Origin of the sequence: Cohnella rhizoplanae (genome assembly GCF_948329515.1) — a bacterium.
GTDB lineage: Bacteria > Bacillota > Bacilli > Paenibacillales > Paenibacillaceae > Cohnella > Cohnella rhizoplanae.
This window is the reverse complement of the sequence record NZ_CAOJCN010000014.1, coordinates 42,261-64,208: the sequence shown is the minus strand read 5'-3', so window position 1 is coordinate 64,208 and position 21,948 is coordinate 42,261. Positions and strand designations below refer to the sequence as shown.

Genomic DNA, 21,948 nt, shown 5'->3' with positions numbered 1-21,948 from the left:
CCCGCAGCGCAGGAGAGGAGATCGGCATTATGAGAGGAACCGTTTACCTTCGCCGTTATTGGCAGTTGTACGCTTTGCTTGTCCTGCCTCTCGCCTATTTCGTCCTATTCAAATACGGTCCCATGTGGGGCGTGCAGATCGCGTTCAAGGATTTCAACTTCTTCCAGGGCATCGCCGGCAGCGAATGGATCGGACTGGATGCCTTCCGCGAGGTATTTCACTCGCACGATTTTTTTAAGACGCTTCGCAATACGCTTATGCTGAACATCCTGGACCTGATCGTATCGTTTCCGGCTCCGCTGATTCTGGCGATCATGCTGTTCGAGGTCAAGTTCCAGTGGTTCAAGCGGCTGTCTCAAACGATTTTGTACATTCCCCACTTTATCTCCTGGGTTATCATAGGCGGCATCGTGTATCAGGTGTTCGGCACGCAGTCCGGCATGATCAACAACTTCATCGTCTCGCTCGGCTTCGAGCCCATTCCTTTTCTGACGGACAAAAACCACTGGCTGTTCACGTACCTGGCCACGGGCGTCTGGCAGAGCGCGGGATGGGGCACGATCCTGTACCTGGCCGCCCTCACGGGCATCAACCGCGACCTGTTCGAGGCGGCCGAGGTGGACGGCGCCGGACGGTTCAAGCGAATCTGGCACATCACGCTGCCCGGACTCAAGACGACGATCGCCACGCTGCTCATCATCAATCTGGGCAATATGATCGCGATCGGCTTCGACCGTCCGTTCGTGATCGGCAACAAGATGGTCATGGATTATTCCGACGTGCTTAGCACCTACGTCTACCGTACGGGCCTCGAGTCCGGCCAATACACGCTGGCGACGGTCGTCGGGCTGTTCCAGGCGGTCGTCGGACTGGTGTTCGTCCTCGGCGCCAACTTCGCGTCGAAGAAGCTGACCGACGAAGGGATTCTATAAGCTTCCTATGGAAAGGAGCGGGCTACGTTGAACGAACGCACGTCCAACCGCATTTTCGATACCGTCAACGTCATTCTCATTACGATCTTTGTCCTGATCTGCCTGGCGCCCTTCTTCCACATCCTCGCGATCTCGCTCAGCTCCAACCGCGCGGTCATGTCCGGGGACGTCACGCTGCTGCCGATCGAGCTCGACTGGAACGCCTACCGCAGCGTCCTGTCGGATATGTCGATGATTCATTCGCTCGGCTTCACCGTATTTCTGACGCTGCTGACCACCGTGCTCTGCATGATCATGACGATCGCGGCCGCTTACCCCCTGACGCATACCAAGCTCAAGGGCCGCAAGGTGTTCATGTTCATCATCGTCGTCACGATGTTCTTCAGCGGGGGCATCATCCCCGAGTACATCCTGGTCAAGAACCTGCATCTGCTTAATACGGTCTGGGCGCTCGTGCTGCCGGGTCTGATCAGTCCTTTTTATCTGATTATTCTCATTTCTTTCTTTAACGGGATCCCGAAGAGTCTGGTCGAAGCCGCCGAGATCGACGGCTCCAGCCAGCTCGGCACCCTCGTTCGGATCATCCTGCCGCTCTCGCTGCCGGTCATCGCGACGCTTAGCCTGTTCTACGCGGTCGGACGGTGGAACGGCTTCCAGGACACCCTCTTGTACATCACCAAGACCGAGCTCTATCCGCTGCAGCTGAAGCTGTACCAGCTGGTGCAGAACAACATGATCTCGGACCTGACGCAGAACGAGGGGCCGAGCGCCATGGCCGCGACGCCGGAGAGTCTCAAGGCGGCGAGCGTCGTCTTCGCCACCGTGCCGATCCTGCTCGTCTACCCGTGGCTGCAGCGCTACTTCGTCAGCGGCGTCATGCTGGGGGCGGTGAAGGGATGAGCCTCATCGGCGAGGGCGCGGACGCTGCGCCGGATAAAGCGGATTATTCGTTCTCGACCTGCTGGAACATCAAGCGCCATGCGACGGGCCGGGACATGATCGAGGAGATCCGCAGCCTCGGCTTCGGGCAGGTCGAGCTGAATTACAACGTGACCGAAGCGCTGCTGGAGACGATCGAGCCGATGATCGAGCGCGGCGAGATCGGCGTGTCGAGCGTGCACAATACGTTCCCGCATATCGCGGATCCCGACTACGGAACCGACTCGGTGCTCCTCGGCTTCGAGGATGCGGACAAGCGGCGGCGGGCGGTCGAGCTGCTCGTCCGCTCCGCCGAATATGCCCGCCGTTACGGGGCGAAGGCCGTCGTGGTGCATCCGGGCGAGGTGCCTTTTCCCTCCGACGTCAGCCGCAGGCTGCAGGAGATCTATCGGGAGGAAGGACCGGATGCGGAGGCTTATCGCACGCTGTGGGCCGAGATGCTGGAGCGGCGGCAAGCGCTGGCCGGCGGTTACCTGGGGCGCATCCGCGACAGTCTGGAGCAGGCGTCCGAGACGCTCGCGGCCAGAGGCTACGATCTCATCCTCGGCATCGAGACGCGCTCGCGCTGCAATCAGATCCCGACGCTCGCCGAGGCCAGGTGGCTGATCGACCAGCTCAAGGGATCGCCCGTCAAGCTGTGGTACGACATCGGACACGGGATGATGATGGAACGGATGGGGCTGTACGACAACGCCGCCGAGCTGCCGGGCCTGATCGACGACATCGGCGGCCTGCATATCCACGAGACGATCGGACTGTCGGACCATTGGTGTCCGTACGTGCACAGCGGCGACGACGAGACGTTCGACCTGTTCCTCGAGGCGATCGACCGCGTCCCGCTCAAGGTATACGAGCTTAAGGCGGCCTGCGAGCCGGATACCATTCACCGCAGTCATGCGATACTGCAGCGGAAGCTGTCGGCGCGGCGGGAAGCGTCCGGGTCGGCACGGTCGGCAAATGGAGGGATTCTAGGGTGAGCAACGCCTATCGGAACGTATTCGGGATCAACGACAATTGGGTGCGGGAAGGCATGGACCGCCAGGATCTGGACGTGAACAGCCGCAGCTGCGGAGGGATCGTGAGCGCCGAGTACGGGCTCGCTTCGCCGAACCATTCGACCGGGACGCCCATGACGATGGCCATCTGGGCGGCTTCGCTATGCAATCCGGACTCGCCCTGCTACCGGGACGAGGCGCTCGCGGATAGATTCGCGCTCGCCGCCCGCTACATGCTCGGCGCCCAGCACGAGGACGGCACGATCTCGCCCGGCTGGACCAACTTCCACTCGCCGCCGGATACGGCGTTCGTCGTCGTCGGCTACGCGCAGGTGTATCAGCTGCTCGCGCAGGACGATTGGGAGCCGCTCCGGGGGGCGGCGGCCGACGTGCGCCTGTTCCTCGAGCGGACGATTCCCGCGCTCGTCACGGGCGGCGTCCACACGCCGAACCATCGCTGGGTCGTCTGCGCGGCGCTCGGATTCCTGCACGAGCTGTTCGACGAGCCGGCGACGGCGCGCCGGGCGGAGCAGTGGATCGCCGAGGGCATGGACGTCACGCCGGACGGCGAATGGACCGAGCGCAGCAACGGCATCTACAACGCGGTGAGCGACATCATGCTCGTCCATGCGGCCCGTCTGCTCCGGAAGCCCGAGCTGCTGGAGCCCGTCCGCGCCAACCTGCGGATGATGCTCTATCTCGTTCATCCGAACGGCGATGTCGTGACCGACTATTCCGGCCGCCAGGATTTCGGACATAAGCACGATTTGTCTTCCTATTATCTGCCGTATGCCATGATGGCGCGCCTCGACGGGGACGCCGAGTTCCAGGCGGCCGCCGACCTCGCTTACGGACAGCTGCGGCATCCGGGCAGCTGCCCGACCAACGCCGCGCTCCGGCTGCTGCTCGAGCCCGCGCTGCAGGAGCGGGCCGTACAGCCTGCAGCGCTGCCGACCGCTTACCGCAAGCTGCTTCACGCGGATTTCCCGCGTCAGCAGTATCTGGCGGCGATGGAGCGCGCGGGGCACGGAGGCCGCATCTACCACAGCCGGCTGCATCCCGACTTCGGCGCCGCGGTGGCCCGGGTGCGCAAGGGCTGCGAGAGCGTGACGATCAGCGCTGAGACGCCTTCGTTCTTCGCGCTCCGGCACGGGTCCGCGCGGCTGCTCGGCGTCCAGGTCGCGACGTACTTCGCGCCGGGCTTCGTCCCGATGAACAGTCTGGTCGAGGCCGAGCGCGGCTATCGGCTGGCCGGCGAACAGCGCAAGGGCTACTACGGTCCGGTGGCAGCCGGGCAGCTGCCGCCGACCGCGGCCGAGGCGACAAGTCCGTGGTACCTGCTGCCGCACCATTTGCGCGAGGAGACGCATGTGCAGCGGCTGCGGGTCGAGGCGGATGTCGTTGAAGCCGCGGACGGTTGGGAGCTCGTCATCCGATCGAGCGAGCCGGAGGACGCGATGGCGCAGATCTCCGTCATCCTGGCCGCGGACGGCGAGTTGTCGGGCGGAGAGCTGGCGCCGGCGGGAGAGGGCAAGCAGTTCTGGAAGTCCGGCAGCGTGAGATACGCCGCGGGCGGGGACGCGCTGGAACTGAGCGGCGGCGCCTTCGAGCATACGGCGGCGTTCGTGCGCGAGGCGAACCTGCCGTCCGACTGCCGGACGCTGCTGCTCAACGTCGTGACGCCGTTCGAGACGCGGATCCGCATCCGGACCGTGCCGCGGGAGGAAGCTTGATGTCCGATGAGACAGAATATGAGATAGAGAATATGAGATAGAGAATATGAGATAGAGAATATGGGCCAGAGGCTGGGGGGATCATCCATGACCGAATATATCGAACGGCGCGAGAGCATCGGCTACTGGCTGGGCGACGACGCGGCCGGCATCCTCGGCGCGGTGGCGGGGCGGTACCTGGGCGCGAATCCCGAGATTCCGTTCGCGCTCCGCGCGTTCCCGGCGGACGGCATTCTCCAGACCGAAGAGGGCTATTACGACTTCGATCTGGAGCGGAGGCTGCCGGACGCGCGGCACGGCGAGGTCGCTTATGCGTGCGGACTCGTATGGAGCGACGACGAGCGCTCGCTGGACGCGGGGATCATGCCCTTCAGTCCGGTCCGCTTCTATCTGAACGACGCGCTGCTGTACCGCTCGGGCGCGGTCGACGAGATGAAGCCGGACGCCAAGGCCGTGGTCCCGCTCCTGCTGCGCAAGGGCTGGAACGCGCTGCTGCTCGAGATGCGCAAGACGGGCGCCGGCTTCGGCTGCCGCTTCGGCGCGGAGGAAGGCAAGGTGCGCATCCTGCAGGTGCTGGCGCCGTTCGCCGAGCGCCGGGAGACCGCCGGCTGGGCGTATTCCGGCGCGCTGCCGGAGACGATCTACGGCGAGGGAATCGGATTTCCCGATTATGCCGCGAAGGAGCCGGACACCGGCGCCGGCTGGCTGCCGGCGCGCGAGTGGCCGGCGGATGCGGCGGGGCGGCCGAATCTCGAGCGCATCTTCGGGCGCCCGCAGGGCGCGGCGGCGGGGTACGCCTGGAGCAGGCTGCCGCTGACCGCGCGGGGCGCGCGCAGCGTATGGCGGGGGCGGGCGTACGGCCCGCTGACCGTCTGGCTGGACGGACAGCCGGTGATCGAGCTGCCCGAGGCGGGCGTATTCGAGCGCGAGCTGCCGCTGGCGTTCGCGGACGGCCACGTGCTGGTCGGCGCGCAGACGGGCGAGCAGGGCTGGGGCTTCGAGATCGCGGTATCCGCGGAGCGCGGCGACCTGGGCTTCGAGCTGCCGGCGCCGGTACACGGCGCGCCGGGCGGCTGGCTGTACGCGGGACCGCTGCCCGCGGATAGCGACGAGGCGCCCGACGGCGTGCAGTCCGTCAAGCGGCTGTTCAAGCTGGCCGACGGCGCGGGCGCGGCGGTCGCAGGCGGGATGGCGGGCTGGGCGCTGGACGGTCCGGGCCTGCGCCTGCGGCCTTATTACGAGAACGCGATGCTGAGCAACCGCTGGACCGCCGGGTCCGCGACCAACTTCGGCCGCTGGGACTATCCGCTGGGCGTGACGATGTACGGCCTGCTGCAGACCGCCCGCGAGCTTGGCCGCCCGGAGATCGCGGATTACGCCCGCGCCCATATCGACAGCTGCGCGGACTGGTACGAATATTCCCTCTGGGACAAAGCCGCGTACGGCTTCCCGTCGGTTAACCACCAGCTCGTGCTTATGAAGATGCTGGACAATTGCGGCTCGTTCGGTTCGGCGATGCTGGAGGCGTATCCGCCGGAGGGCAACGACGGCTACCTGGCGATCGCGGACGTGATCGCGGACTTCATCGCGAACCGGCTGGAGCGGCGGGGGGACGGCGCCTACTACCGCCTATGCGTCGGCGAGTATTCGGCCGACACGATGTGGGCGGACGATCTGTATATGAGCGCGCCATTCCTGAGCCGGTACGCGGGGATTACCGGGGAACAGCGTTATCTGGACGACGCGGCGAGCCAGTTCCTGCATTACCGGCGGTATCTGTACATGCCGGAGCGGGGCGTCATGAGCCATGTGTACGACTTCAAGTACGGCAAGGCGACGGGCATTCCATGGGGCAGAGGCAACGGCTGGACGCTGTTCTCGCTGTCTGAATTGCTGGAGCGGCTGCCGGAGACGCACGGGGACCGATCGGCGCTGCTCGCGTTTTTCCGCGAGCTGTGCGCGGGCATCGCGGCCCTGCAAGGCGAGTCCGGCCTGTGGCGGCAGGTGCTGACCGATCCGGATGCCTACGAGGAGGCTTCCTGCACGGCAATGTTCGCCTACGCCTTCGCGCGGGGCGTCCGCTTCGGGTGGCTGGAGGACGCCGCCCGGTATACCGACGCGGCGCTGCGCGCCTGGCGGGGTCTCGCCGCGAAGGCGATCGACCGCAACGGCAACGTGCACGGCGTATGCAGCGGCTCGCGATATTCCTTTACCGAGCACTACTATAAATACGATCTGCTCACCGTCGTAAACGACAACCACGGGACCGGCATCATGATGCTGGCGGGCGTGGAGATCTGCCGTTTGGCAGCCTTCCTGCGCGAACGGGATACGGCGGACTGACGCGCATGCCGATCCGGCGGACGTAAGAATGAGCCGCGCCAACCGGCGCGGTTTTTCGCGCTGCTCCGCGACCGTCCCGCTGTGGTCGTTCCGCTGTCATTAGTGTTAACATGCATCTATTTTCGAGCCGACTCCTCCAACACGGGCGATAGCTGCTCAAGTGCAGTTATTTCCGTTGCTACGACAGCATTTCGGCGTTATGGAGAGAAAGCAACGTACGGATGAAGGCCCTCCGTCACTTCGAGGTTCAATACATCGCGCCGGTTTTTCAGCGTGTTTTTTAAACGTAATTAGCAGACCTCGGTTCGCCGCGCTAGCGGCTTGGACCGGGGTCTTTTACTAACTTTCGCTTGGAAGTAAGTTGGGCGGGAGCTGAAACTTGTCTATGATTTTACATTTATTTTAATTTCGACATCCTGCTGACATCTTGATCCGTTAATATAGTAGTTAAGAACCAAATTTTGTCGGAGCGTGTCAACTTCGAGAGGGGCAACTATGTGTACCATTACTTCATGCACCAAAGAAACCGTATTCTGATCAGCTGCCTGCTGGTGCTGGCGATGCTGGCGAATCTCGTTCCGGCGAGCCGCGCCTCGGCCGAGAGCGGACAAGCGGCGATCCAGGATTTTCTAAGTACTTTGACGCCATTCAAGGATACGAAGGGTCACTGGGCGGAACGGGAGATTACGGACCTCTCGAATCAGGGAATCGTAAGCGGATTCCAGGACGGCACGTTCCGGCCGAACGGCCTCGTCACGAGAGCCGAGTTCGTGACGCTGGTGAACAAGCTGTTTCGTTTCGGCGTTCCGGGAGACAGCCGTTTTTCGGACGTTCAGCCGAAGGACTGGTTCGCCGCGCAAGTCAGCATCGCATCGGAAGCAGGCTACGTTCAAGGGGACGCGCTGGGAGCGTTTCGGCCGAACCGGCCGTTGAACCGTGCCGAGGCGGCCGTGATTCTGTCTCGTCTCGTCCCTTTGTTGACGAAAACCGGCACGGACGCGTTAAGCGCATTCGGCGATCGGACGAAGGTTCCCGCTTATAGCGCGGAAGCCTTCAGAGGCGCGATCGATGCCGGGTATATGAGGGGCTTCGAGGACGCGACGATTCGTCCGGGACAGGCTTTGACGCGGGCGGAAGCCGCAGCGCTGCTGGATCGGATTCTTAAGCAAGCGGACTCGTCCGATACGGGCACGGCGTCGGCGTTCATGGCAGCTCCGAAGGCGTTGTCGGAAGCGGGAACCTACGGCCCGGCGACTGGCGGGACAACCGTCGCGGGAGACGTGTCGATTCAAGCGCCCGGCATCACGCTGCAAAACCTGACGATCCGCGGCAATCTCGTAATCGCCGAATCCGTGGGCGAGGGCGACGTCTATTTGCAAAACGTAAAGGTCGCCGGCCATACGATCGTCAAAGGCGGCGGGCCCAACAGCATACACATCGATAATTCGAACTTGACGTCTATCATGATCGAAAAGGTAGGCGGACGTGTGCGGGTCGTCGTCGGCGGCACGACGGTGGTCGAGCAGATGGATATCCGATCGGACGCGACCGTCGAGTCTAGCGGGAGCGCCGGCATTGAAGGGATTACGATCTCCCAGGCGGGAGAAGTGACATTGTCCGGCGATTACAAAAATATCGAGGTCAAGGCGAACGTAAAATTGTCGGTCGTATCGGGCACGATCGGGCAGCTCACCGTCGACGCCTCGGTCGCCGATTCGACGGTAACCCTGGAGGGCAACGTTCGTGTGACGGAGATGAATCTGCAGGGAGGCGCAGCGGTTAAGGGCGAGGGCGCGATTGAGAAGGCCGTCGTGGCTTCCGCGAACGTAACGTTCGAGAAGCAGCCTGCCAACGTCGTGAAGCCGGGGGATGCGGCGGGTCCTTCGGCTCCGGGCCAAGGGACAAGCCCTACTGCGACGCCAACGGCTGCGCCGTCTACGTCGCCGACCGCAGCACCCACGCCGACGCCAACGGCGACTCCAACCACGGCGCCTACAACGGCACCGACCACGGCGCCAACAACGTCACCGACCACGTCACCGACCACGGCGCCAACAACGTCACCGACCACGGCGCCAACAACGTCACCGACCACGGCACCAACAACGTCGCCGACAACGGTACCAACCAGGGCGCCGATCACCGTGCCAGACGCGCCGATCATCGTGGGGGCCGTAGGCGGCGACCGCCAGGCGATCGTCCACCTCACGCCGCCGGCGAATGACGGCGGCAGCGCGATCACGGGCTACACGGTCACATCGACCGACGGCCAGTACACGGCGACGGGCGCCAGCAGCCCGATCGCGGTGACCGGCCTAACCAACGGCGCGGAGTACGCGTTCGTCGTCCAGGCGACGAACGCAGCGGGCACCTCCGCGGCCTCGCAGGCCTCGAACGTCGTCGTTCCGCGCGTGCCCGACGTCCTGGTCGCGCCGACGATCGGGGCCGTCGCCCCGTCCGGATTTACCGTCACCCTGGATCAGGCAATCGACGGCCTGGATTCGCTCAGCTTCATTCTGAAGGATCGGCGATCGGAAAACGTCCCCGTCGATATGGTCACGGCGGATGACGACGGGACGTACCGGGTGTGGACGCAGCTTACCGAAGGCCAGACCTACAAGCTGGCTTTGGCAGTAGAAGGATACGCATTTGCCGAGGATGCGGTCGTCGCCGTCCCCGTGACGGATAAGTCAGATATACCGGTTAGCGTAGATTGGGCCGCCCACTACGGGTTCCTCCTGACCTTCGGCAGCCCGGTGGATCACCTGTTCGCCAGAGAGATCGTGCTCAAGGACGGCCAGGGCAACCGGGTCGTCATCCCCTCCGTCACTGAGAGCGTCGCGGGCAGCAGCTACCTCGTCAACGTGCCGATGAGCGGGCAGCAGCATTATACGTTCGAGATCGCCTGGCCGGACAACAAGGTCGCCGCCGGCGGCTTCGACATGGCGGATACGATCGCCGTCGCTGCGGCGGTCAAGTCGGTCGAGAGCGCCGGATTCACGGTGAAGCTGAGCGTCGCGCTGCCTGGTCTGACCGCGGGCGACTTCGCGCTGACGGACGATCTGGGTGAGGCGATCCCCATCGCGTCGGCGACGACCGCCGATCAGGGAGCGAGCTATCTCATCGCGGCGCCCCTGAGCAATCAGCGTGTCTATAGGCTCGGCTTGACGAGCGCCGGCTACGACTTCGGCACGATCCCGGCCTTCAGAATCGCCAATGTCACCGTTTCGCCCTGGGGGCAGAACGAAGCATTTGCGGGCTTCAACCCGAGCGTCGGAACCGACCTGACCGCCGATAACTTCGTCGTGACGGACGCCTCGGGCCGGCCAGTCCCGTTCACGGTCAGCTGGTACGCGCCTCAGCTGTTTTATCTGCTGCAATTCGAGCGGGAAGCCGCGCAGAGCTATTCGATTCGCGTCATCCTGCCGGGCTACGACTTCGGCGATCCGAAGATCATCGGGCCAACCGAGTTCAATGCTATCGATAACGCCTCTCCGTCAGGCTTCAGGCTGACACTGAGACCCGCGATGAATTATGCGGCATCGGATTTTGTGCTGAAAAACGGCGCCGGCCAGCCGGTAGCGATCACATCCGTGACGAAGAACGGGAACGGCGCTTCGTATGATATCGCGGCGAGCCTGAATCCCGGGCTGTACACGCTGTCTCTGATATCGAATCCGGATGCGGAGATCCCGCTCGTCTGGATACCGATTTTGACGCGCTTGACGGCGACAGCCCAGTCCAACGCTGCATATACAGTACAGCTCAGCACCGCCGTCGACGGCATTTCGACATATGCTTGGCTGCTGAAGGATTTGAACAATCAGTATTTCTATCCCGAATCGATCTCTACGAGCGATCAGGGCCGGTCCTACCGGGTCGCGCTGGGCGGCGGAGGCCTGACTGCAGGCGCATACACGCTCACGCTGAACGGCACGCTGCCATCAGGCATGCCCTACCGCTCCGAATCCGAAGCGACGCTCGTCGTACCGGAGACGGTTGACGTAAGGGACGCTTCCGTTACTGATATCTCTACGGGCGGCTTCACCGTCGTCTTCAAGCATCCGGTGCCGGGCTTGCTGCCGTCCGACCTCAGCCTCGCCGACTCGGCGGGAGCTGCGGTCCCGAACGTCAAGCTCGCGACGGAGGACGGAGGCTTGACCTATCGCGCGACGGCCGCGCTGACCCGCGATGAGACGTACAAGGCTGTTTTCGCCAAAGCCTTCTTCACGTTCGATGCGTCCAGGTCGTTCTATGTGAACAAGGACGCGTCCACTCGCGTCGGCGATGTCACGCCGAACGGCTTCACGCTGTATATGACGCCGGCGCTGCCGGGTCTGAATGCCGCCCAGGTCGTCATTACCGACGCGCAGCATCAGGAATTGTACGAAGCGCTCACGACGTCCGACGGCGGCGCGAGCTACCAGGTCGACTTAGGCAACCTGAACATGCTGGGCTGGGGCAAGACGTATACCATCGCGGTGAACCAGCCGGGTTATACGACCGCATCGATCCAGGTTACGACGCCGGTCATCGTATCCGTGACGGGCAAGTCGGCCTCGCAGCTTACGCTGAATTTCAACGAGCCGGTGTCTGGCCTGACCAAAGCCAACTTCAAGCTCGTAGACGATGCGGGTGCGGTCGTGCCGATCGGCAGCGCAGAGACCATCGACGACGGCCTAAACTATGTCTTGAAGGCATCGATGCCGGAAGGCAAGGCGTACTGGGTCACCTATCTGCCGAACGAGAGCTATCAGCTCTACGATCCGCTGCGCGTCGCGGTCGTGAAGAACGTAGGGGCTACGGCTTCAAGCCTTTCCCTTAACGGCTTCACGTTGACGTTCAGCGAGCCGGTGCCGGGACTTCGGGCGAAGGACCTTACTTTGACGGACAGCCGCGGCGTCAGACTGCCGACCGGTCAATACACGATTTCGACGGCCGATCAGGGCGCCACTTATCGGGTCTCTTATAATCTGGCCTTTCCGGATACGTACACGGTGACGCTGTCCAGCGACGCTTACGGCACTTATCAGGATAAGTTCGCGCTCGCCGAACCTCTCAGCTTTGTCATTCCGACGCCTGGCGTCATCAAGCTTATTACGAAGAACAATACGTCCATGCTGCTCGGCATCGACCGGGAGCTGGATCTGACCGAAGAGAACTTCGTCGTGAAAAACAGCGACGGCGAGATGGTTCCGTTCACGGTCGAGCAACTGCCGTCTTATGTATTCAAGCTGTTGGCGGACTTGTCGTCGCCGACGGCGTACACGCTGGAGATCGTATATCCGGGCTACGACTTCGGACCCGCGATCACGATCTCGGATGCCATCCGCGTCGACACCTTGTTGATCAACCAATCGCAGAAGGGCTTCAGCCTGCGCTTCTCACCGGCCATCCCGGGCCTCACGGCGGCGGATATCGTCATTGAAGACGCGGACGGCCATATCATCGGCGCGACGGCTGCTTCCACGACGGACTTCGGCAAGAGCTACCGGATCGCTGCTCCGCTGACCGGCGGGACGACCTACACGGTGACCGTGGTCAAGACGAACTACAATCCGGACAAGGTCAGCTTCAGCCTCATTGCCAACGGCGCCTCGATCGACAATCTGAGTACGCAGGGGTTCAGGCTGAACCTGCTCAAGAAGCATACTTTCGGTCGTGTCGAGGTTCGGATATGGGACGCTTCGGGCAAGCAGCAGACCATCCAAAGCTTGACTTCGCCTGACCAGGGCTTGAGCTACGACGTGGGCATCGCGCTCGCGCCGGACGAGACCTATACGGTTCAGGTGGAAAATGTGGATATCAATAACGCTACCCCGGGCAACGATTATGGCGCCGATCTCGCGATCAAGGTCGTGCACGTCGATGCGAGCTACGGCGGCGTAGTGTCCGGCAGCAACGGGAACAAGGTGAAGGTCGCGTTCAGTCCGGCCATGCCGGGACTGGACGAGCGCAGCTTCCATCTCATCGCCGGCCCCAATGAGCTCCCGATTCTGGATGCGGTGACCGAGGACGGCGGCCTGACCTACGAGCTGACGGCGTTGTTCGCGCAGGGCAACGTATACAGCCTGTCGATCGTAAAGGACGGCTACGATTTCGGAGCAAAGCTGGAGGCGGACGTGCCGGTCGGCGTCATCCAGAGCGTCTCGAATGTGGGGGCGAAGGAGATCAGGATCGCGTTCGGCCCTGCGGTCCCGGATCTGACGGCGGACAGCTTCGCCATCAAGGACGACCTGGGCAACGTTTGGACGACCGACTCCGCAGTTACTTCGGATGGGGGCGCCACGTATGCCGTATCGGCGGACTTCGCCGGCGGACGTACGTATACGTTGACGGCTGGCAAGCCCGGATATGATTTCGGGACGCCGGCCACGGCCTTCATTCCGAGCCGGATCGTCACGTCAATTGTGGACGCGAGCCCGGCCGGCGTGACTGTATCCTTCAGCCCGGCCGTATCGGGACTGACCGCACAAGACTTCAGCCTCGTCGCGGGCGACGTCCCTGCGACTGTGGACGCCGCGACGACGACGAACGGCGGAGCGAGCTATACGCTGTCGGCGGCGCTGACGGGCGGCCAGTCGTATGCGCTGACCGTGCGGTTGTCCGGATATGTGTTCGCGCCTGCCGATTTCCATGTGGATATTCCGGCTCTGGCGTCCGTATCCGGCATGACGAGATCAGGCTTTACGCTGAAGCTCGATGCAGCCGTCGCCGGCTTGACCGCGTCGGAACTTCAGCTTCGCGATCATCTGTACCGGCCGGTTGCAGTGAGTGCCGTGACGACGGCGGACCAGGGTCTGACTTATGTCGTCCGCGCCGATCTGACGGAGAGCGAGACCTACAGCCTGGTCTTGTCGAGAGACGGATACCGGTTCGGCGCGGGATTGTCGTTCCTGGTACCGATTCCCGTAACCAAGCAAGTAGATTTCGTATCGGAGCAAGGCTTCACGATCCATCTCGGATCGCCGGTAGCGGGCCTCGACACCGGCAGCTTCAGCGTGACGGACGGTGCCGGCGCCGCGATCGCGATCGTCTCCGCGAAGACCGCGGACGACGGCGCTGCCTACCGCGTGACTGCGGCCCTCAAGCCGGGATCGGACTATAAGGTCGAGCTGCTGAAAACGGGCTACGACTTCGGCGCCGCGCTGACGGCAAGCGTACAGGAGACGATCGCGCCGCGCATCGGCGACATCGGAGACACGTTCTTCCGGCTCGAGCTCAGCCGTCCCGTGCCGCACCTGAACGGCGCCTACGTCAAGCTGCGCGACGCCGAAGGACACGCGTACTCGTTCGGCAGCGGCAACGATCTGTACGACGTCAGCGGGGCGGTCTTCCACGGGTCGAGCTTCGATCTGAAGTTCCGCCTCGAGACCGGCGCCAGCTACACGCTGGAGATCACGGATCCGGACCACCCGTTCGGCGCGCCGATTGAAGTGATTAAGCCTTATAGAATCACGGCTGCAGTCAGTCAGCCGGCGAAAGGCAGCTTCAACTTGTCGCTTGGTTCGACGAGTCAAGTTGAGCTGACCGCTGCGGATCTCGGCTTGTACACGTCGGGAGGAGACCCGTTGACGGGCATCACGCTGACCGCGGGAGACGAACCCGGTACCTACGAGGTCATCGGGGATATTGCCGGGGGCATGACTTACACCTTAAAGCTGCGCAAGAAGTTCTACGACTTCGGCGCGGATATCGACTTCCGGGTGCCAATTAAGGTCACTGCATCTGTATTGGATCCCGATACTAATGGATTTAAGGTCAAGCTGGAGCCTGGCGTCCAGGACGTGAGGTTCTCGCTGAAGCGCGGCGGGCAGACCATCGCGGTACAGTCCGCCACGACGACGGACGGCGGATACACCTATCAGATCAAGGGGGATCTTGGCGTCAATACGGACAACTTGCTCGTGATAAGCAAGGATGGATACGACTTTGGCGCGCAGCTTATCGTAAACAACAAGGCTGTCGAGCCTGCGCTGCTAAGCGCCGTGACCAACGAATCGGGCAGCCAGATTATTCTGAAATTCGACAAGGCGCTCTCTGCCGTACCGACGACGGCGCAGTTCTCGGTCAAGTACAACGGCAGCTGGCTTAGCATGATCGGCAAGAGCCTGGGCGCGGACCCGAGTCAGATCATCCTCAGCCTGGATCCTTATACGCTGATCAATCCTTCGGACAAGGTGTACGTTACCTTCGCGGGCAAGAACACGGTCAAGGCGGTTAACGGAACCTACCTGGCCGCGTTCAGCGACGCGGCGGTGCTCGTCAGCGGGACGGCGCTGGGCTTTGCGATGCAGGCCAGAAACAGTTCCAGCAGCGTCTCGACCGTGCAGAGGCTGAGGGACGGCTTCAAGCTGAGCGCGCTTGAGGCGGCAGACATCATGCGGGTCGCCGGATTCCGGACGGGCGACTATGCGCTCGCCATCGCCGCCGAATACAACGTGAAGGGAGCAGCCCAGATCGCACAGCTCTTCAAGAGCATCAATGTGGACGGGCTGACCGCGCTGGATGGGCTGCGCACGATCTATGGCTCCAGTGATATGGAGACCCTTGTCAAGGCGTTTGCCGCGGCTGGATATGAAGTGTCGATCTCCATCCCGTCGCTGAGGTCCATGGGATACCAGAGCGATCGAATCGCCACGATCTTGAAGGCGTCCGGCCTGACCGACGGGGAGATCGTCCAAATTTTGTACGCCAACCTGATGGATCCGGCGGACAAGACGGTCCGGACGCTCCGGCAGATGTACGTGAGTATTCCCGATATCGTCCGACTGCTAGGAGAGGTATACGGGTTGGCGCAGCCTGCGGTCTCCCGGGTGCTGAGGAACGCCGGTGTCGGGATCGCCGATGCGGCCGCTGCGCTGGCCGAAGGACAGGCCGACCGTACGGATGCGGCAGGAGCCATCAAGATCCTGTATGACGCCGGTTATACGCCGAAGGAGATCGGATCGGTCATCGCGGCGCAATACAGCATCGGCAGCGCCAATCTGCTTGTTCGCGCCCTGCTCGCTGCCGGCCTCAACGAAGATCAAGTCTTCGTTGCCGCCATTCAGTCGTTCGGCAAGGACGCTGCTGCAGGCATGCTGCTAGCAGGAATTCCCTTCGGTCACGTTGTCGGCGCGGTGAAGGCCTCGGTTATCGCCGACGGAGCGACGGTCATCGCCTTCGCCTTCAAGCAGGCGAACCTGGGCGTGAGCGAACTCGCGGCAGCCATGAAGTCGAACGATTACCCTTTCGATCAGACGATGAATGCCGTCCTGAATGCGGGCTTCGGATTAAGCGAGGTCGCGGCTGTCGCCAAGCAGGCATACGAGCTGGATATTCCCGCAGCTTATGGAGTGCTGCAAAACAGGTTTAGAAATTCGTACGCGCATTCGTCCGCGGGTCCGGGCGCGCAGTCTACGATCTTCAAGGCGATGGTCGGCGCGGGCTACGATCAGACGCAGCTCGCCAAGCATTACTTGGATAGCGTGTACAGACGGGATATACCGAGCGTCCTGCTGGAGTTCAAAGCCGCCGGCATCGGCACGGACCAGGCTCTGCGCGCGATTCACGACATCGCCAAGGCGGACGGTTACCCGCTGACGATCGATGACGCCTTCCAGGCATTCCAAGGAGGCTACTATAAGAGCGATGAAGTGCTGTCTGCGGTGCTGTACGCCTTCGCGACCGACGCCGATGTGACGCTAGACGTGCAGACGGTTGGCCTGGCTTTCTACAAGATTCGGCTGAGCGGCTGGGATTCCGGCTTCTATGACAGAGCTGTCCAGCTCCGCACCCGGATGGGCATGACGATGCAGCAATGGATGGAGCTCGAGAAGTCCGACGGACGTGTGAGCGGACCTGGCGTGCCTTCGACCTGGGGCATTATCCGGGATACCCTGATGCTGTACGGCAGCGGCACCGTGACGATTCAGGATGTCGTTAATGCGATGAGCACCTCCAGCAAGTTTACGCTGAGCGAGTTGATCCAGGGACTCGACGAGTACTTCGACTCGGTCAATGTGAAGGGCATTATCGGCATTCTCAAAAATACCGGCATTCCGATGCAGACGATTCTGACCGCGATCGAGACGAATCCGAGATACGGCAGCGGCTGGATTGACCGATTCAAGGAATACGGTCTGACCGCTAGCGATGTGACGGTTTATTACCAGAACAAGGGGCTCGCGAACGCAGAGATCGTGGACAAGCTGAATGCGTACAGCATGAAAGAGATCGTGCTTGTGCTGCGCTTCGATCTCGGCTTGACCGCGGACCAGGCATTGACGCTGCTGACGGCCACGCACATTGTAGAGGAGGTCAGCCGGGCGATCGGCGCAATTTATCGCGAAGCCGAGATTACCGTTGCGGCGAAGCTGCTTAAGCTTCAGGGCTACAATGCCTCCGAGGTCGCCTCCTACCTGAACAATCACGGCGTCGACGATCCGGGCAACTTGGTGCTCAATCTGGCAGCGGCAGGCTTCTCCAAGAGCGACGTGACACAAGTCGTTCTGCGGCACTACAGCGGCATCACTGAGATGCCTGCGGCCATCGGCGCGCTCAAGAGCGTTTTCGGCCAACAGGAGATCGGCCTCGCCGACATACTGGCGGGCGCATCCGCCAAGACGCCGGAGGAAGCCCTGCCGTTCATGGATACGCACGGCTATTCGCTGCTCCAGATGGTCGTAGCTCTGAAGACGATATATGCCAAGACCTCCGACGAAGCGACGTCGGCGATGAATGCCTACTTCGTCGGAAAAAGCAATATTACGCTCACCGATATACTGAATAAGGTGGCCCTGGGTTACAGCGCGACGGAGGAGAGCACGCTCCTCGACGTGCTGTCCGCGCAGGGCGTGACGTCGCCCAAGGCGGCGATCGTGAAGCTGCGCCAGCTGGGCTACGACAAGGCGAACGGCGTAGTTAATCTGGCGACCGTCGCGCGGGTGCTCAAAAACGGCTACGGCCAGGACGCCGCGCAGGCTTCGGCTTTGCTGTTCGAGGATGCCGCCTATAGCGCAGTGGCGATCAGCTATGGCTTAAGCGAGGCTTATCGCGCAAACGATGAGATCGGAAACGCCGCCAAACTGCTCGTTGGCGCAGGCATCGCGGATGCGCGCTCCGCGGTACGGTATCTGGCGGACCGGAATGCGGGACTCGTCCTGACCGCGCGCGTGCTGAGCGAGATCTATCACGCCGATATGCAGACGGCCCTCCAGTATATGGGGACGATCTCCAAGTATCGGCAGTCGGATATCCTCATCGCGCTGCAGACGGCTTACGGTTCGGATCCAATATCGAGCTATCTGGCCTTGATGAAGCAGCAGGGCGCCAATGCGTACACGATTACGAGCGAGCTGGAGAAGCAGGGACGCGTATTCAGCAGCGAAGGGCGCAGCTTCCTCATCGATACGCTGAAGTCGCTGGGGTACGATAAGGAAAGCATCATGCACGAGATTCTTCAACGGTACAAGTCTTACAGCAACGAAGCAGAGATCGCTCAGGAGTTCGTAAGGTCCGGCTTCTCCGATGCGGCGAGTATGGCCGCGATGATGCTGAAGTCGAGCTACAATCCAAACGACGGCGCTACGCCGGTACGGATCCTCACGCTGGCGCTGCCGAATGCGACTCACGGCAGCATCGCGCAGGAGATGAAGCAGGCGGGGTTCACGGCAGAGGCCGTCATCAGCGGCATGCTGGCCTTCGGCTTCGACGATTCCGTAGCCGCACTGCTCAAGAGCTTTGGCTTCTCCGCAGAAAGGGCGTCGGATATTCTGAACAGTGCCAGGTATTCGACGGAAAGCAAAGTCATGTGGCTTAAGAGATTGGGCTATCCGCTGGCGGACTTCTTTGGCACCTTGGGGAGTGGGAGGACACTCGTGCCTGAGCTGAAAAATCAAGGTTACTCAGCCATCGAGATCGCCCAGGGATTCTTCCGGACCAACACAGATCCGTTCTTGCTTATCCGCTACCTCGACGAAGGCGGGTTCTCGGATCTGCCGACATTGGTTAATGCTTATTATCGTTCCGGCGAGCCGATGACGTGGGTGATCCACGATATCTACAGCTACGGAACAGAGGGAACGGTGCATCGCTGGCCGCTGATCGACGTCGTGAAGCAACTGCAGCAGCACGAGTCGATCTCGATGGTGGCGCTGGCGGGCCTGATCAATTATGCGAATCGCAATAATTACGGCGAGACGTTCGCCATCGTCAGGGCGCTCTCTACGGCAGAGCAATCGGCGCTGCGCGCCTCGCTCGGCATCGCCGTCGAAGTCGTCGGCGATCATGTGCCCAACATCTCGGGCCTCTCCGTCATGCGGGCGATCGGAGTGAATGCCAGCCAGGCAGCCGCGATTCTGAAGAGAGAAGGCGGCGTAGGCGATTGGAAAAACGCCACACTGATCCTCTTCATGTCGGGATACGGCGTCACGGACGTCATTAATGCCGTGTTCGATACCTACCGGACGGAGATCGGCATTCAGGTGCTGATCGCGCTTTTCAGCTCCGGCGCGGGACAGCTTATCAAGGATTGGGACAAGTATAAATTCGTCATCGAAAAGATCGTTCAAATTATCAGCAAAAACGTAAAGTAAAAGATCGTCGGCCAGATGATCGAAGAGGATGCTTCGACGCCGCTTGTACGCTGTACGGGCTGGCGGGGAAGCATCCTCTTTTTTTAACGGGCATGGGCTTGTGAAGTTGGCAATCGAGGAGAAACCCGAGCTTGGCGGATGTGATAAGTTGAATGTGAGAGTCGAATAATCGAAACGGTAGGTGACGACCATGGGCGTGTTGAAGCCTTATATTCTATCCGAAGACGCGAGATCGCAGGCCGACTTCTACCTGCAGGCGCTTGGCGGCAAGCGGATGTCCGTCGGCACGCATGGCGAACTGATGGGCGCGCAGGACGAATTCAAGGACAAGGTCATGCATATGTGCATCGCGATCGCCGGAGATAACTATGTTTTCCTGGCAGATGCGATGGAACCTCCCGGTCAGGGCTCGGCACTTGCGCTTACGATCGAGTACGGGACCCGGGACGAGGCGCGCGAAGCTTTCGGGAAGCTGGCGGAGGGCGGGACCGTCCTGCATCCCATCGAGACGCAGCCGTTCGGCTTGTACTTCGGCGAACTCAAGGACAAGTACGGCATCCGCTGGATGATTACCGCAGGTTAGCTAGCCGGTGCAAGGGAGTCGGAGGACCACGCTGGAACTTCGAGGACGACGAGGACTACGGCTTTGCGGTTAGGGAGAAGAAGTAAGAAGTTGGGTATAACGAGAAACCGCTCCCTTCGTAAATGGCTGCGCGACGCAACCCTTACAAAAGGAACGGTTTCTTTGCGTTAATTGGCGGTTGGCGGACCGAAGTGACGCTGACGGAGACTACTTTCGCAGCAAATGGCGGTCCGTGGACAGAAGTGACGCTGACGGAGACTACTTTCGCAGCAAATGGCGGTCCGTGGACCGAAGTGACGCTGACGGAGACTACTTTCGTAGCAAGTGGCGGTCCGTGGACCAAAGTGACGCTGACGGAGACTACTTTCGCAGCAAATGGCGGTTGGCGGACCGAAGTGACGCTGACGGAGACTACTTCGCAGCAAGCGGCGGCTGACGAGCCGAAGTAACGCTGACGGAGACTGCGAGCGAGCGAATAAGCGCACCAAAAAATCGCATCAAAAAAGGGAGCTGGCGGGACAGCTCCCTTTTAGGCGTACACTTCGCCTTATACCGGCGTGCCCACAGGCGCGACCGACTTGCGGACGATCAGCTTGTTCGGCGTGATGATCTTGCGGCGCTCCTGCTTGGGGTTGTCGATGATCGACGCGAGCAGGCGGGCGGCCTCTCTGCCCATGAGCTCCTCTTCCTGGCTGATGCAGGTCGGCGGGACGCTCGAGATGGCCGACAGCTCGTAATTGTCGAAGAAGACGATCGACAGCTGCTCCGGAACCTGGATGCCGATCTCCCTGGCGGCCTCGATCACCGTCAGACCGACCGCTGCGTTGATGGCGAAGACCGCCGTCATGTCCGGGTTCTGCCGCAGGAAGGCCTGAATCTCCTCCTTGATCCCCGGATCCGCCACGCCGTCCTTCAGTACCGCGTTGATGCGCTCGCCGTCGAAGTGATGCAGGCGCAGCCGATGCTCCACGGGAATCTGATGCTCCGCCAGCGCCTTCTCGTAGCCCACCAGGCGGTCCTCGATGCTCGTCGTCCCCTGGTATGCCGTCGAGATGAAGCCGATCCGGTTGTGTCCGTATTCGATCAGATGCGCGGTCGCCTTATGGGCGCCGTCCACGTTGTCCGAGCAGACGCAGTTGGTCTCGATCCCCCGCAGATAGCGGTCCACCACGACGAGCGGGAATTCGTTCAGCGTGAGACGCAGAATCTCTTCGCTGTAGGACTCGCCGTCCACCGGGAAAATGATGATTCCCTTCACCCCGAGCTGGATGACTTCCTTCAGCACTTCCTTTTCGGTTTCCTGGGAATCGTCGGTCTTGCAAAAAAGCAGCCGGTAGTTCAGCCGGGTCAGCTCGCTCTCGATGCCGCTCAGCAGCCGGGCAGTAAACGTATTGCCCAGTCGCGGCATGAGATACGCGACGAGCTGCTTCTCCGGCGCGCCCGGCGCGTCGCTCTCCTGATACAACCGCGGCTCGCCGGCCAGATCGCGGGAGACGAAGGAGCCCTTGCCCTGAATCCGGTAGATTAGGTTGTCTTCGATCAACTGCGCGAGCGCATTTTTGACCGTGATCCGGCTGACGCTGAATTGCTCCGCGAATTCGTTCTCGGAGGGCAGGCGGTCTCCCGGCTTCCACACCTGATCCGATATCTGCTTGAGCACATAATCGCGAATTTGCGTGTATAAAGGGATGCGCTGCACGGGTTTTGTCATCTATTCCACTCCCAACCAAGTCTATAACAAATATATAACTTAACGTTCGGGTTGTACAGGAATATTCCATAATTTACAGCTTGGTATTAACGTGATATTATTTTATTACAAGCTTGTTATAAAATATACAAGTT

At 61.5% G+C, this 21,948-nt stretch carries 8 protein-coding genes; 7 read left to right on the top strand and 1 reads right to left on the bottom strand.

The genetic code is table 11. From position 1 onward, the window contains the following. Positions 1–29: 29 nt before the first annotated feature. The 7 genes from PQG80_RS19505 to PQG80_RS19475 all read left to right on the top strand — a co-directional run bounded on the left by PQG80_RS19505 (position 30) and on the right by PQG80_RS19475 (position 20,103). The gene (locus PQG80_RS19505; RefSeq protein WP_271753164.1) at positions 30–932 is read left to right on the top strand and encodes an ABC transporter permease; all 903 of its coding nucleotides are present in this window, start codon (positions 30–32) and stop codon (positions 930–932) included. Between the two features lie 27 nt (positions 933–959). Next, positions 960–1,832 (top strand): carbohydrate ABC transporter permease, encoded by an 873-nt coding sequence (locus tag PQG80_RS19500; protein WP_271753162.1) that lies wholly within the window; start codon positions 960–962, stop codon positions 1,830–1,832. Then, a complete protein-coding gene (locus PQG80_RS19495) occupies positions 1,829–2,848 on the top strand; it encodes a sugar phosphate isomerase/epimerase family protein (RefSeq protein WP_271753161.1) in 1,020 nt (339 codons plus the stop codon). The genes PQG80_RS19500 and PQG80_RS19495 overlap by 4 nt, the downstream gene beginning before the upstream one ends. Beyond that, positions 2,845–4,599 carry a hypothetical protein gene (locus tag PQG80_RS19490; RefSeq protein WP_432432778.1) on the top strand — a complete coding sequence of 585 codons (1,755 nt, stop codon included), beginning with the start codon at positions 2,845–2,847 and terminating at the stop codon, positions 4,597–4,599. The genes PQG80_RS19495 and PQG80_RS19490 overlap by 4 nt, the downstream gene beginning before the upstream one ends. An 87-nt stretch (positions 4,600–4,686) precedes the next feature. Continuing rightward, positions 4,687–6,942: a glycoside hydrolase family 88/105 protein gene (locus PQG80_RS19485; RefSeq protein WP_271753159.1), complete on the top strand. Its 2,256-nt coding sequence runs from the start codon at positions 4,687–4,689 to the stop codon at positions 6,940–6,942. Positions 6,943–7,439: 497 nt separating this feature from the next. Then, positions 7,440–19,520 (top strand): S-layer homology domain-containing protein, encoded by a 12,081-nt coding sequence (locus PQG80_RS19480; RefSeq protein WP_271753158.1) that lies wholly within the window; start codon positions 7,440–7,442, stop codon positions 19,518–19,520. Between the two features lie 190 nt (positions 19,521–19,710). After that, positions 19,711–20,103: a VOC family protein gene (locus PQG80_RS19475; RefSeq protein WP_271753156.1), complete on the top strand. Its 393-nt coding sequence runs from the start codon at positions 19,711–19,713 to the stop codon at positions 20,101–20,103. 547 nt (positions 20,104–20,650) lie between these two features. Here PQG80_RS19475 and PQG80_RS19470 read toward each other — a convergent pair. Then, positions 20,651–21,814: a GntR family transcriptional regulator gene (locus PQG80_RS19470; protein ID WP_271753155.1), complete on the bottom strand. Its 1,164-nt coding sequence runs from the start codon at positions 21,812–21,814 to the stop codon at positions 20,651–20,653. Positions 21,815–21,948: the final 134 nt, after the last annotated feature.